This window comes from Streptomyces sp. NPDC005408, assembly GCF_040606445.1.
Classification (GTDB): Bacteria; Actinomycetota; Actinomycetes; order Streptomycetales; family Streptomycetaceae; genus Streptomyces.
In genome coordinates this window covers 63,307-76,347 of record NZ_JBEXEX010000004.1, presented here as the reverse complement: position 1 = coordinate 76,347, position 13,041 = coordinate 63,307, and the positions used below count along the sequence as shown (strand labels likewise).

Below are 13,041 nucleotides of genomic sequence, written 5' to 3'. Positions count from 1 at the left end.
GCAGGAGTATGGTCCACCTTCATGACGGATTCCTGGGCCACTTTCGGCGCCGACCTGCATCTGGAACTGCGCGGTTCAGGGCTGCGTGCGGGACTGATGGACGCTCTGCGGGAGGCCGTGCGCACGGGACGGCTGGCCCCCGGGACGCGGCTGCCGTCCTCCCGCTCGCTCGCCGCCGACCTGGGGATCGCCCGCAATACGGTCGCCGACGCGTACGCCGAGCTCGTCGCCGAGGGGTGGCTCACCGCGCAGCAGGGCTCGGGCACGCGGGTCGCCAGGCGGGCTGCTCCGAGAAAGCCCGCGGCGGGGGCGGTCCGGACGCGGCCGGCCCGTGGCGGACCGCAGTACAGCCTGATGGCCGGCAGCCCCGACCTCGCCTCCTTCCCGCGCGCGGAGTGGCTGAAGGCGGCCCGCCGCGCGCTGACCGCCGCGCCGCACGACGCCTTCGGATACGGCGACACCCGCGGACGCATCGAGCTGCGGACCGTACTGGCCGACTATCTGGCGCGGGCGCGCGGCGTGTACGCGGACCCCGAGCGGATCGTGATCTGCTCCGGCTTCGTCCACGGGCTGATGCTGATGGGGAAGGTGCTCAGGCGGCGGCGGGTGCGCGAGGTGGCCGTCGAGTCGTACGGACTCGATGTGCACTGGAACCTGCTGACCGAGGCGGGGCTGCGGACGCCCGCGCTGCAGTACGACGAACTGGGCTCCCGCACGGATGAGTTGGGTGCCCTGCGCGGGGCGGGTGCGGTGCTGCTGACCCCGGCGCACCAGTTCCCGATGGGCGTCGCCCTGCACCCCGACCGGCGCGCGGCCGCCGTCGACTGGGCGCGCGGGACGGGCGGGCTGATCCTGGAGGACGACTACGACGGGGAGTTCCGCTACGACCGCCAGCCCGTGGGCGCGCTCCAGGGACTCGACCCGGACCGGGTGGTCTATCTGGGGACGGCGAGCAAGTCGCTGGTGCCGGGGCTGCGGCTCGCCTGGATGGTGCTGCCCGATGAGCTGGTGGGGGATGTGCTGGCGGCCAAGGGATACGTCGACTGGGTCTCCAGCGCGCTGGACCAGCTGACGCTCGCGGAGTTCATCGCGTCGGGCGCGTACGACCGTCATGTACGGGGGATGCGGCTGCGCTACCGCAGAAGGCGCGACCAACTCGTCGCCGCGCTGGCCGAGCGGGCGCCGGACATCCGGGTCAGCGGGATCGCGGCCGGGCTGCACGCGGTGCTCGAACTCCCGCCGGGCACCGAGCAGTCGGTGATCCAGGCGGCGGCGTGGCAGGGCCTGGCGGTGGAGGGCGTCTCACGCTTCCGGCACGAGGACACGCCACGGGGGAGGGACGCGCTGGTGGTGGGGTACGGGACGCCGCCGGACAGCGGGTGGACGGGGGCGCTTGACGCGCTGTGCCGTGCACTGCCGTGACCGCGCGCCGGCGCTCTGCCCCGGACCCCGCGCCGCCTGTTCAGGCCTCCCGGGTCGCGGGCTCCTCCGTGGGCAGTGGCGCCGGAGGTTCGCCGAAGCGCGCCAGCGCCAGCGCGCCTGCCACCGCGACCGCGAAGCCCGCGATCGCCAGCCACGCAAGGCCCTCACGGGTGCGGTCGCCCAGCCACACCACGCCCACCAGCGCCGGGCCGATCGTTTCGCCGAGCACCATGCCCGCCGTGGCCGCCGTCACCGAGCCGCGCTGCAGCGCTGAGGTGAGCAGCAGAAACGCCGTGCCGCCGCCGAGCAGCAATGCGTACAGCGCCGGATTGGCCAGTACGCCGGGCAGCGCGAGCGAGTCGATCAGCCGGACCGAGACCTCGACCACGCCGAAGCCGAAGCCCGCGCCGAGGCCGAGCGCCAGGGCGCGCGGCTTGTCGGGGAGGCGGCCCGCCACCGCACCGACGACGAGCACGGCGAACGCCACGCCGAGCATCGCCCAGCGCAGTGCGTCCGACGCGGCACGGTCGCCCTCCTCGCCGGAGGCCAGCGCCAGCATCGCCAGTCCCGCGCACACCACGCCCACCGCGGTCCATTCGACGGCCTTGAGACGGACGTGGAGCAGGCGGGAAGAAACCACGGCGGTGACCGCGAGGCTGGCGGCGAGCGCAGCGCCCACCGCGTAGATGGGGATGGTGAGCAGGGCGACGATCTGGAGGACGAAACCCACGCCGTCCAGGGCGAGTCCGGCGACATACCGCCACTGGCGCAGGGCACGCAGCAGCAGCGCCGGGTCGACGCCTGAGCCGGTCCCCGGCTGCGTGGCGCGGGCTCCCAGGGCCTGAAAGACGGAGGCCATACCGAAGCAGACCGAGGAGGCAAGGGCGCAGATCATCCCAATGAGCACAAAGCGACTCTAGATGAGGAGGGTTGGTGGACCGGGCTCACGGGTGCGCGGGGCTGCCCTCTAGTCTGTCCGGCGGTCTACTGGCTTGAATTCGAACGGGAGCGACCGGCTGTGGCGCGACGCAGGCTGAGGTCGAGCACGGTGGTGCTCGGCGGTATGGGGGTGCTCGCTGCGACGATCACCTCCTGCGGCTCGGACCCGGACAAGCGGTGCGTCGACCCGGTGACCCGGGAGAAGCTGCCCAGTTACGAGTGCGAGAGCGGCGGCGGCATTACCAGCGGCAGCAGTGGCACCCACGGCTCGTACTACTACGGCGGCCGGGTCAGCGACGGCAAGGTCGAGGGCGGCAGCTTCGACAAGACGGCCGTCGACCGCGGAGGCTTCGGCTGCTCCGGCTCCGGCGGCGGCTGAGCCGGAACCCGCCCCATGAAGCGTCACACCATCGAACCCCGCCCCGGCTGGCAGGAGATCGTCGAGGAGCAGGGCCTCGTCTATCCGCTGACCCGCTACCCGGACAACTCGCTGCGCCCGTACTGGGACGAGAGCGCCTACTACGCGTTCACCCTGCCCGAAGTCGAGGCACTGGAAGAGGTCGTCGAGGAACTGCACGCCCTGTGCCTGGCCGCAGCCGCGCACATGGTCGAGCACGACCGCTTCGCCGAGCTCGGCATCACCGACCCCAGGCTCGCGTCGCTGATCGCCGAGTCCTGGCGTCGCCGGGACGAACTCCCTTCCGTCTACGGCCGGTTCGACCTGCGCTACGACGGCACGGGCCCGGCCAAGATGCTGGAGTACAACGCCGATACGCCCACCTCCCTGGTCGAGGCCGCCAGCCCGCAGTGGTTCTGGATGGAGGACCGCTTCCCCGGCGCCGACCAGTGGAACTCCCTCCATGAACGCCTCGTCGACGCCTGGAAACGGCAGGCTCCCCTGCTGCTGCCCGGGCCGCTGCACTTCGTCCACTCCGACGGGGACGAGCTGGGCGAGGACCTGATGACCGTGGCGTATCTGCGCGAGACGGCCGAACAGGCCGGGCTCACCACCGAGGCGCTGTCCGTCGAACAGATCGGCTGGGACCGGCTGTCCGGACGCTTCGTCGACGACCGGCTGCGCTTCATCCGCAGCTGCTTCAAGCTCTACCCGTGGGAGTGGCTGGCCACCGACCGCTTCGGGCCCCACGTCCTCGACACCCTGGACAACGGCGGCGGCACCGGCACCACCTGCTGGATAGAGCCCGCCTGGAAGATGCTGCTGTCCAACAAGGCACTGCTGGCGATCCTCTGGGAGCTGAATCCGGGCCACCCGAATCTGCTCCCCGCCTATCTCGACGGCCCGCGCGAACTCGCGGCCGAGCGTGGCTATGTTGCCAAGCCGCTGCTCGGCCGCGAGGGCGCGGGCGTCACGATCCACGAGCCGGGCGCCGGTCCCGTACTGCGTGAAGAGCCGTGCTGCTACCAGGAGCTGGCCCCGCTGCCGGACTTCGACGGCAACCGCGTGGTCCTCGGCGCATGGGTCGTCGAGGACGAGGCCGCGGGACTCGGCATCAGGGAATCGGCGGGGCCGGTCACGGACGAATACGCCCGCTTCCTGCCCCACGTCATCCTCTGAGCCCTCTGACCCCGGCAAGATCGGCCGGACAGGGCCTAAGCGCCCAGCACGGCCCTGAGCTGGTCCAGGCCCCAGTCCAGGTCCTCCTTGCTGATCACCAGCGGCGGGGCGATCCGGATCGTCGAGCCGTGGGTGTCCTTGACCAGGACCCCGCGGTCCATCAGCTTCTCGGAGATCTCGCGGCCTGTGCCGTGGCTCGGGGCGATGTCGACGCCCGCCCACAGCCCGCGGCCGCGCACCGCCTCCACCGCGCCGCCGCCCGTCAACAGGCCCAGCTCGTGGTGGAGATGCTCGCCCAGCTCGGTGGCGCGCTGCTGGAACTCACCGCTGCGCAGCATCGCGATCACCTCGAGGGCCACCGCGCAGGCCAGCGGATTGCCGCCGAACGTCGAGCCGTGCTCGCCGGGACGGTAGACGCCGAGCACCTCGCTGGAGGAGACGACCGCCGACACGGGGACGACACCGCCGCCGAGCGCCTTGCCCAGCACATACATGTCCGGCACGACGCCCTCGTGCTCGCAGGCGAAGGTCTTGCCGGTCCGTCCGAGGCCCGACTGGATCTCGTCCGCGATGAAGAGCACGTTCCGCTCACGGGTCAGCTGCCGGACCCCCGGGAGATACCCGGCCGGCGGCACCAGCACCCCCGCCTCGCCCTGGATCGGCTCCAGCAGCACGGCCACGGTGTTCTCGGTGAGCGCGGCGTCCAGTGCGGTCAGATCCCCGTACGGAACGATCTCGAAGCCCGGGGTGTACGGACCGAAGTCCGCCCGTGCCTCCTGATCCGTCGAGAAGCTGATCACCGTGGTCGTACGGCCGTGGAAGTTGTTGGCCGCGACGATGATCTTCGCCATGTTGTCCGGGACGCCCTTGACCCGGTAGCCCCATTTCCGGGCGGTCTTCACGGCGGTCTCCACCGCCTCCGCCCCAGTGTTCATCGGCAGCACCATCTCCATGCCGCACAACTCGGCGAGCTGCGTACAGAAGTCGGCGAACCGGTCGTGGTGGAACGCACGGGAGGTGAGCGTGACTCTCTCCAGCTGCGCCTTGGCGGCGTCGATCAGCCGGCGGTTTCCATGGCCGAAATTGAGCGCCGAGTACCCGGCAAGCATGTCGAGGTAGCGGCGCCCCTCGACATCGGTCATCCACGCGCCGTCCGCCGAGGCGACGACAACGGGGAGCGGGTGGTAGTTGTGCGCGCTGTGGGCCTCCGCAGAGGCGATGGCGCTCTCCGATGCAGACACGGGATCTCCGTTCACGTAGTGACAAGGCATCCGGCGTGGGGCGGGGTGGTGCCCCTGTTTCTATCGTCGCTCGCATGGCGGACGAAGAAACCTTGCTGTGGGACGTGGCGGCTAGGCTGGACACTACGCACGGCGACTGGCGTACGGGGAAGTGACCCCGAGGGAACCGCGCGCGGAAGATCACACGAGGTGCCGCCCGCCTGGGTACCCCGGGACCCGTCCCGTGTGGTGCCGCACGCCCCCTGCCTTGGGCGACCTGCCTCTGGCGAGGGGATCCCCGAGCTGCACCCCGGGACCACGACCGAGCACGGATCGCCCCGGAGGACACCATGACTCTTCCCCTGCCGCACCCCGCACTCTCCGCCACGGACCCCGAACTGGCTGCCCTCGTCGGCGCCGAGGAACAACTCCAGGCCGACACCCTCCGCCTGATCCCTAGCGAGAACTACGTCTCCCGCGCCGTCCTGGAAGCCTCCGGCACGGTCCTGCAGAACAAGTACAGCGAGGGGTACGCAGGCCGCCGCTACTACGAGGGCCAGCAGAACATCGACAAGGTCGAGCGGCTCGCCATCGCCCGTGCCAAGGCCCTCTTCGGTGTCGAGCACGCCAATGTCCAGCCCTACTCCGGCTCCCCGGCCAACCTCGCCGTCTATCTCGCCTTCGCCGAACCCGGCGACACCGTGATGGGCATGGCCCTGCCGATGGGCGGCCACCTCACCCACGGCTGGGGCGTCTCCGCCACCGGCAGGTGGTTCCGCGGCGTCCAGTACGGCGTACGCCAGGACACCGGCCTCATCGACTTCGACGAGGTGCGCGAACTCGCCCTCAAGGAACGCCCGAAGATCATTTTCTGTGGCGGTACCGCACTGCCCCGCACCATCGACTTCGCGGCCTTCGCCGAGATCGCCCGGGAGTCCGGTGCCGTCCTGGTCGCCGATGTCGCCCATATCGCCGGCCTGATCGCGGGCGGCGCGCACCCCTCACCGGTCCCGCACGCGGACGTGATCTCCACGACCACCCACAAGACCCTGCGCGGGCCCCGCGGCGCGATGCTGATGTCCCGGGAGGAGCACGCCAAGGCCATCGACAAGGCCGTCTTCCCCGGCCTCCAGGGCGGGCCGCACAACCAGACCACGGCGGCCATCGCGGTCGCCCTCCACGAGGCGGCCCAGCCCTCCTTCCGTGACTACGCGGCGTCGGTGGTCGCCAACGCCAGGGCCCTCGCCGACCAACTGCTCGCCCGAGGCTTCGACCTGGTCTCCGGCGGCACCGACAACCACCTGATCCTGATGGACCTCACCCCCAAGGACGTCCCCGGCAAGGTGGCGGCCAAGGCGCTGGACCGGGCCGGGATCGTCGTCAACTACAACACCGTCCCGTACGACCCGCGAAAGCCGTTCGACCCCTCCGGCGTCCGTATCGGCACCCCCTCCCTCACCTCTCGCGGTCTCGGTACGCAGCACATGGCCGCCGTCGCCGAATGGATCGACCGCGGTGTGACCGCGGCCCGCTCGGGCGACGAGGACGCGCTGGCCGCCATCCGCTCGGAGGTTGCCGAGCTGATGGCCGCGTTCCCGGCGCCCGGGCTGTCCGCCTAGTCACGTCCTCGCAGCGCTCGTCCGCGACGCCTAGCCGTCCAGCAGTTGCTGCCGCGGGCCCGACTCCGGTGTGCCGCCCCGTCCGAACGGCGGGCGCGGCAGCCGGGAGGCCGGCGGGCGCAGGACCAGGGCCAGCCCGGCACCGACCGCGAGGCCCGGTATCGCCCACCACCAGTCCGTTGTGGTGTCAGCCGCCGCCCGGGGAGCGGCGGCGGGCTGCTTCTGGCTCTCGCCCTGTTCCTGCTCCTGGCTCTGGTTCCAGTCCGGCGGATACACCACCGCGCCTCCGCCGCCGGCCGACTTCTTGCCCATCACGCCCAGCTTCGACAGGAGCGCGTGCAGCTGAACCGGCTGGTGCGCCTGGTGCCAGTAGCCCCTCTGGGTCGTCATCTCCGTCGACGTATGGATCCAGACCAGGTTCGGCTGGTCGCCGGGATACACCCGGTCCACCCGCCACGGCTGCACATCGTGGATCAGCCAGGTCACATTGATCTGCCGTGTCCCCACCGCCATGTCCAGCGACGGCGGCCGGTCCGTCTGGCCCTTGGCCGGGCCGTCGCCCAGCAGGTTCAGCAGGGTCGTGTACTCCTTGTCGGAGTTGTAGAGCGAGGCGGTCTCGTTGCTCTCCGGCGAGGTGATCAGCACGCTCGTCGGCCCTCCGGCCACCGCGCTCGGGGCGAAGATCCAGGTCAGCGCGAGCACCGTCGCCAGTGCGGCAAGTCGTCGTAGCAGTCGCATACTTCCCCCAGCCGACGCCCGGTTACGGCCCGTCCGTACCTGTCCGCGTCATCTCTGGTACACCGCTCGACCCCTTCGGGTTCCCGTTCCACAGGAGCCAGTTTCAGGGCGTGGATTCCGCGAACTCCTTGGCGCGCTGCAAGGACGCCACGCCCTCCAGCCGCAGCGTCGTCCGCTCGCCGCCCGCCATCCACAGCAGCGTCGGCCCCGCCGTGCGCTCGGCCTGTATCCAGCCGTCGCCCCGGGCGTCCGTCATCCCGAACCGCAGCAGATGCGGCTCGGCGAACCACAGGCCCGTCCCGCCGGTCAGCGTCACCCACTCCGGCATCAGCCGTGCCTGCTTGGCGAAGCCCAGGTCCAGCTTCGCCGGGAACTCGTCCAGCCGGATCGTCCGCCCCCGCTCGCTCCAGCACAGGCTCACCACCGACCGCCCCGCCGGCCCCACGCTCACCGAGACGGCGTCCGGAGCGCCGAGCGCGCCCGGCACTCGGGCCCCGAAGCCCGCGCGCCGCTCTGCCTCACCCAGCGGCACCGGCGAGTGGCACCACGGTGGCTGTCCGCCCGACTGCGAGGGTGTCGACGGGTCGTAGTGCACCTCGACCCCGCCGAATCCGAACCAGTCCGCCACCGCTGCCCGCACCGGAGGTGTGAGCACCAGAACCACCAGGACCCCGGAGACGGCGACCATCAGTGCCCGCCACCGCCTGCGCGTCCAGAGCCGCAGTCGCTCGACGCGTCCGGGAGCGGCGGGAACCGGCACTGCGTCGGCGAGGAGCTGTGCCAGCACGCGCTCCGCCATCGTCTCGCCGTCGACGTCCGGGATCCGCATCCCTCGTCCCAGCCCGCGCAGCTCCTCGCCCAAGGCCTCAAGGGCCTGCTCATCCCCGCGACGACCCCCGCCACGCTCCTCGTCACTCACGCTCCTCACCTCCCTTCGCTCCTATGACCCGGCCCAGCCTCGCCAGCCCCCGGTTCAGCCGGGACTTCACCGTGCCCCGCGGCCAGCCCAGCGCCTCAGCCGTCTCCGCCTCGTCCATTTCCAGCAGATAGCGGTAGGTGACGACCTGCCGCTGCTCCTCGCTGAGCTCCTCCAGCGCCGCCAGCAGCGCCGTCCGCCGCTCCTCCGCGAGCGCCGCCACCGCCGGGTCCGCCGACTCCGGTATCAGCGGCTCGGAGCCGAGCAGCAGCGCCTCCCGTCCGGCGAGCGCCCGCAGCCGCACTGCCGAGCGCACTGTGTTCCTCGTCTCATTGACCACGATCCGCAGCAGCCACGGACGGAATGCCGCGCCGTCCCGAAAACGGCCGAGCGATTGGTACGCCTTGAGGAAGGCGTTCTGGACCACGTCCTCCGCGTCCGCACCCGCCCCGAAGGCCACGGCAGCCCGCAGCGCCACATTCGTATGGGCGCGCACCAGCTCCGCGTACGCCTCCGGCTCTCCGGCGCGCACCCGCGCGATCACCGCACGCTCGTCCTCGACGATGCGGCCCCCCTCCGGACCCGTCTGCAGGGTCCCCTCCCGCGCCCTCACACCTTTCATACACCGGCGGCCGGAGATCGGTTCCACACCTGAGAGAATGATGAGCATGGCCTCAGACCGACCCCGCGCGCTCTCCGGTATTCAGCCCACCGCAGGCTCGTTCCACCTCGGGAACTACCTCGGTGCGATCCGTCAGTACGTGGCGCTGCAAGAGACCCACGACGCGTTCTACATGGTCGTGGACCTGCACGCGATCACCGTGCCGCAGGACCCGGCCGAGCTGCGCGCCAACACCCGGCTCGCCGCCGCCCAGCTGCTCGCCGCCGGTCTCGACCCCGAGCGCTGCACCCTCTTCATCCAGAGCCACGTCCCCGAGCACGCCCAGCTCGGCTGGATCATGAACTGCCTCACCGGCTTCGGCGAGGCCTCCCGGATGACGCAGTTCAAGGACAAGTCCGCCAAGCAGGGCACCGACCGCGCCACCGTCGGCCTGTTCACGTATCCGATCCTGCAGGTCGCGGACATCCTGCTCTACCAGGCCAACGCCGTCCCGGTCGGCGAGGACCAGCGCCAGCACATCGAGCTCACCCGTGACCTTGCCGAGCGCTTCAACACCCGCTTCGGTGACACGTTCACCATCCCGGCGCCGTACATCGTCAAGGAGGTCGCGAAGATCTACGACCTCCAGGACCCGTCGATCAAGATGAGCAAGTCGGCGTCCACGCCCAAGGGCCTGATCAATCTGCTCGACGAGCCGAAGGCGACCGCGAAGAAGGTCAAGAGCGCGGTCACGGACACCGACACCGTCATCCGCTTCGACCCCGTGGAGAAGCCGGGCATCTCTAACCTGCTGACCATCCAGTCCACCCTCACCGGCAAGAGCATCGCCGAGCTGGAGGCGGAGTACGAGGGCAAGATGTACGGGGCGCTGAAGACGGACCTCGCCGAGATCATGGTGGATTTCGTCACCCCCTTCCGTACCCGTACGCAGGAATATCTGGACGACCCCGAGACGCTGGACTCGATCCTGGCCAAGGGCGCGGAGAAGGCTCGCGCGGTGGCCGCCGAGACCCTGGCCTCGGTCTTCGACAGAGTCGGGTTCCTGCCGGCGAAGCACTGAGTGCGCACGATTTGGTACTGAGTCATCACTGAATCCGCACTGTGTCCAAGGACTCTGGCCACACATACGGTGCAGCCGCCACACTGGCGGCTGCACACCTACCGACCGACGACTGAGGAGAACGACGTGGGGACCGTAACGCTCGGCGTTTCGATCGCGGTCCCGGAGCCCTACGGCAGCCTGCTCCAGGAGCGGCGCGCGGGCTTCGGGGATCCCGCCGCGCACGGCATTCCCACGCATGTCACCCTCCTCCCGCCCACCGAGGTCGACGCCGAGGCGCTGCCCGCGATCGAGGCGCATCTGGCCGCGGTCGCGGCGAACGGCCGCCCGTTCCCGATGCGGCTGTCCGGCACCGGAACCTTCCGTCCGCTCTCGCCCGTCGTCTTCGTCCAGGTCGTCGAGGGCGCGGCGGCCTGCTCCTGGCTGCAGAAGCGGGTGCGGGACGCGTCCGGGCCCCTGGTCCGTGAGCTGCAGTTTTCGTACCACCCGCATGTGACCGTGGCGCACGGCATCGCCGAAGAGGCGATGGACCGGGCGTACGAAGAGCTCTCCGAGTACGAGGCGGCCTGGACCTGCGCCGCTTTCGCGCTGTACGAGCAGGGCTCGGACGGCGTGTGGCGCAAGCTCCATGAGTACGCCTTCGGGGGCGGCATCGCGGCCGTCCCCGCTCAGGGCGCCCCGGTCGACGAGCCCGCCGCCACCTCCTGACCCCGGCCGTCCCGTCAGAGGGGCAGTCTGCGGAAGAGCGGACGCGGCAGATGCCGTAGCGCCGACATCACCATGCGCAGGGCGCCCGGTACCCACACCGTCTCCGACCTGCGCCGCAGCCCGTGCTCGATGGCCGCGGCGACCGCTTCGGGGGTGGTGGCGAGCGGCGCATCGGGCAGCCCGGCCGTCATCTTCGTACGTACGAATCCGGGGCGTACGACCATGACGTGCACGCCTGTCCCGTGCATCGCGTCGCCCAGTCCCTGCGCGAAGGCGTCCAGGCCGGCCTTGCTCGAGCCGTAGATGAAGTTCGCGCGGCGGGCGCGCTCGCCCGCGACGGAGGAGAGCATCACCAGCGAGCCGTGCCCCTGGTGCTGCAGCGCCGCCGCGCACACCAGACCGGCCGAGAGGGCCCCCGTGTAGTTGGTCTGGGCGACCCGCACGGCTGCCGGGGGATCGGCCTCGTCGTTCGCCTGGTCGCCGAGGACACCGAAGGCCAGCAGCACCAGGTCGATGTCGCCCTCCGCGAAGACCTTGCCCAGCACCTCCGCGTGGGAGCCGCAGTCCAGGGCGTCGAAGGCGACGGTGCGGACGTCGGCCCCGAGCGCGCGGAGGTCCGAGGCCGCGTCCTCCAGGGAGGGCGCGTGGCGGCCCGCCAGCCAGACGGTGCGGGTGCGGCGGGCGATGAGCAGCCGGGCTGTGGCCAGGCCGATCTCCGACGTGCCGCCGAGGACGAGCAGGGACTGCGGGGTGCCGAAGGCGTCCTTCATGGCTGGTGTGCTCCTTGTATGGCGGCAGGGTCAGAGGGAGAGGCGGCGGGCGAGGTCTGAGGTGAAGACTCCGCCGGGGTCCAGGCCGGCCCGCAGGGAACGGAATTCGGGCAGCCGTGAATACATCTCGGCGAGCAGTTCGGGGCGCAGTCTGGAGTCCTTCGCCAGATAGACCCGGCCACCGGCCGTCGCGACCTCCTCGTCCAGCTCGTCCAGGAAGGCGCCGAGCCCCGGCAGCCGGGCCGGGATGTCCAGGGCGAGCGTCCAGCCGGGCATCGGGAACGACAGCCAGCCCGGATCGCCCTCGCCGAAGCGCTTCAGGACCGCCAGGAACGAGGGGCAGCCGCGCCGCGCGATCCGGCGCACAATCCGGCGCAGGGCCTCCTCGTGCCCGTACCCGACGACGAACTGGTACTGGACGAAGCCGCCGCGGCCGTAGATCCGGTTCCAGTGCGGAACACCGTCCAGCGGATGGAAGAAGGCCGAGATCTTCTGCAGCTCACCGGTGCGCGAGCGGGGCGCCCTTCGGTACCAGAGCTCGTTGAAGAGCCCGACCGTGGTGCGTCCGAGGAGGCCCTCCGGTACGAAGCCGGGGGCCGCAGGCAGCTGTCCCGGGCGGAAGTCGAGAGGGGCGCGCCGGGCTCGGCGGGCGCTCGGAGGCAGCGCGTCCAGCGGCGCGTGCTCCCCGCGGGTGAGGACCGAGCGCCCCAGCGCACGGCCGCGCGCGAGGAGGTCGATCCAGGCGACCGAGTACCGGTAGTGGTGGTCGGTGGCGGTGAGCCGTGCCATCAAGTCGTCGAGATCCGCCGCCCGTTCGGTGTCGACGGACATCAGAGAGGTCTCCACGCGCTGGAGCTGCACGGTCGCCGAAAGGATCACGCCGGTCAGGCCCATGCCGCCCGTGGTCGCGTCGAAGAGGTCACTGCCGGGCAGGACCGTTCGTACGCAGCCGTCCGCGGTCAGCAGCTCCAGGGCGCGCACATGGCGCGAGAACGAGCCGCAGACATGGTGGTTCTTGCCGTGGATGTCGGCACCGATCGCGCCGCCGACCGTGACATAGCGGGTCCCGGGCGTCACCGGCACGAACCAGCCGAGCGGCAGCAGCACTTCCATCAGCCGGTGCAGGCTCACGCCCGCGTCGCACACCACGGTGCCCGCGTCGGCGTCGATCGTGCGGATGCGGTTCAGGCCGGTCATGTCGAGGACGGATCCGCCGGCGTTCTGCGCCGCGTCGCCGTACGCCCGGCCGAGTCCGCGCGCGATGCCGCCGCGCGCCCCCCACTCCCGGACGGCGGCGGCGGCCTCTTCGGCGGTACGGGGACGCAGCAGGCGGGCGCTCGTCGGCGCGGTCCGCCCCCAGCCGGTCACCAGCTCCGGAGTCGTACGGGTATCGGCGCTGGCGTGGGTGGTGCGGCAGGTGTCGGCGGCCATGACTCCGACCGTATCGCCGC

The 13,041-nt window shown here is 71.2% G+C and carries 13 protein-coding genes; 6 read left to right on the top strand and 7 right to left on the bottom strand.

The features are described 5' to 3' along the window. Positions 1-21: 21 nt before the first annotated feature. Complete coding sequence (locus ABZS64_RS05740) at positions 22-1,422, top strand: PLP-dependent aminotransferase family protein (RefSeq protein ID WP_355823608.1); 1,401 nt, start codon at positions 22-24, stop codon at positions 1,420-1,422. A gap of 40 nt (positions 1,423-1,462) precedes the next feature. On the opposite strand, the gene ABZS64_RS05735 is transcribed toward ABZS64_RS05740, so the two are convergent. Then, complete coding sequence (locus ABZS64_RS05735) at positions 1,463-2,317, bottom strand: hypothetical protein (protein ID WP_355824112.1); 855 nt, start codon at positions 2,315-2,317, stop codon at positions 1,463-1,465. A 123-nt stretch (positions 2,318-2,440) separates the two neighbouring features. Between ABZS64_RS05735 and ABZS64_RS05730 the strand changes: the two genes are divergently transcribed. Then, a complete protein-coding gene (locus ABZS64_RS05730; RefSeq protein WP_355823605.1) occupies positions 2,441-2,740 on the top strand; it encodes a hypothetical protein in 300 nt (99 codons plus the stop codon). Between the two features lie 15 nt (positions 2,741-2,755). Then, on the top strand, positions 2,756-3,937 hold the full coding sequence (locus ABZS64_RS05725; protein WP_355823602.1) for a glutathionylspermidine synthase family protein: 1,182 nt from the start codon (positions 2,756-2,758) through the stop codon (positions 3,935-3,937). A gap of 35 nt (positions 3,938-3,972) precedes the next feature. Here the strand turns inward: ABZS64_RS05725 and rocD are convergent, their stop codons facing one another. Beyond that, entirely contained in the window at positions 3,973-5,178 is a 1,206-nt protein-coding gene (gene rocD / locus ABZS64_RS05720; protein WP_355823599.1) for an ornithine--oxo-acid transaminase, read from the bottom strand. Between the two features lie 329 nt (positions 5,179-5,507). Between rocD and glyA the strand changes: the two genes are divergently transcribed. Beyond that, positions 5,508-6,776, top strand: coding sequence for a serine hydroxymethyltransferase (glyA, locus tag ABZS64_RS05715; protein WP_355823596.1), 1,269 nt, complete (start codon positions 5,508-5,510; stop codon positions 6,774-6,776). 30 nt (positions 6,777-6,806) lie between these two features. On the opposite strand, the gene ABZS64_RS05710 is transcribed toward glyA, so the two are convergent. The 3 genes from ABZS64_RS05710 to ABZS64_RS05700 all read right to left on the bottom strand — a co-directional run bounded on the left by ABZS64_RS05710 (position 6,807) and on the right by ABZS64_RS05700 (position 9,052). Continuing rightward, positions 6,807-7,514: a hypothetical protein gene (locus tag ABZS64_RS05710; RefSeq protein ID WP_355823593.1), complete on the bottom strand. Its 708-nt coding sequence runs from the start codon at positions 7,512-7,514 to the stop codon at positions 6,807-6,809. A 103-nt stretch (positions 7,515-7,617) separates the two neighbouring features. Then, positions 7,618-8,343 (bottom strand): hypothetical protein, encoded by a 726-nt coding sequence (locus ABZS64_RS05705; RefSeq protein WP_355824110.1) that lies wholly within the window; start codon positions 8,341-8,343, stop codon positions 7,618-7,620. Positions 8,344-8,425: 82 nt separating this feature from the next. Continuing rightward, positions 8,426-9,052: a sigma-70 family RNA polymerase sigma factor gene (locus tag ABZS64_RS05700; protein ID WP_355824108.1), complete on the bottom strand. Its 627-nt coding sequence runs from the start codon at positions 9,050-9,052 to the stop codon at positions 8,426-8,428. A gap of 46 nt (positions 9,053-9,098) precedes the next feature. Here ABZS64_RS05700 and trpS point away from each other — a divergent pair, with 46 nt between their 5' ends. Together trpS and ABZS64_RS05690 are read left to right on the top strand one after the other, a co-directional pair. Further along, on the top strand, positions 9,099-10,112 hold the full coding sequence (gene trpS / locus ABZS64_RS05695; RefSeq protein ID WP_355823590.1) for a tryptophan--tRNA ligase: 1,014 nt from the start codon (positions 9,099-9,101) through the stop codon (positions 10,110-10,112). 126 nt (positions 10,113-10,238) lie between these two features. Continuing rightward, complete coding sequence (locus tag ABZS64_RS05690; RefSeq protein ID WP_355823587.1) at positions 10,239-10,820, top strand: 2'-5' RNA ligase family protein; 582 nt, start codon at positions 10,239-10,241, stop codon at positions 10,818-10,820. Positions 10,821-10,834: 14 nt separating this feature from the next. Here ABZS64_RS05690 and ABZS64_RS05685 read toward each other — a convergent pair whose 3' ends face one another. Both ABZS64_RS05685 and ABZS64_RS05680 read right to left on the bottom strand, forming a co-directional pair. Further along, a complete protein-coding gene (locus ABZS64_RS05685) occupies positions 10,835-11,590 on the bottom strand; it encodes a decaprenylphospho-beta-D-erythro-pentofuranosid-2-ulose 2-reductase (protein WP_355823584.1) in 756 nt (251 codons plus the stop codon). Positions 11,591-11,620: 30 nt separating this feature from the next. Beyond that, on the bottom strand, positions 11,621-13,021 hold the full coding sequence (locus tag ABZS64_RS05680; protein ID WP_355823582.1) for an FAD-binding oxidoreductase: 1,401 nt from the start codon (positions 13,019-13,021) through the stop codon (positions 11,621-11,623). Positions 13,022-13,041 lie beyond the last annotated feature (20 nt).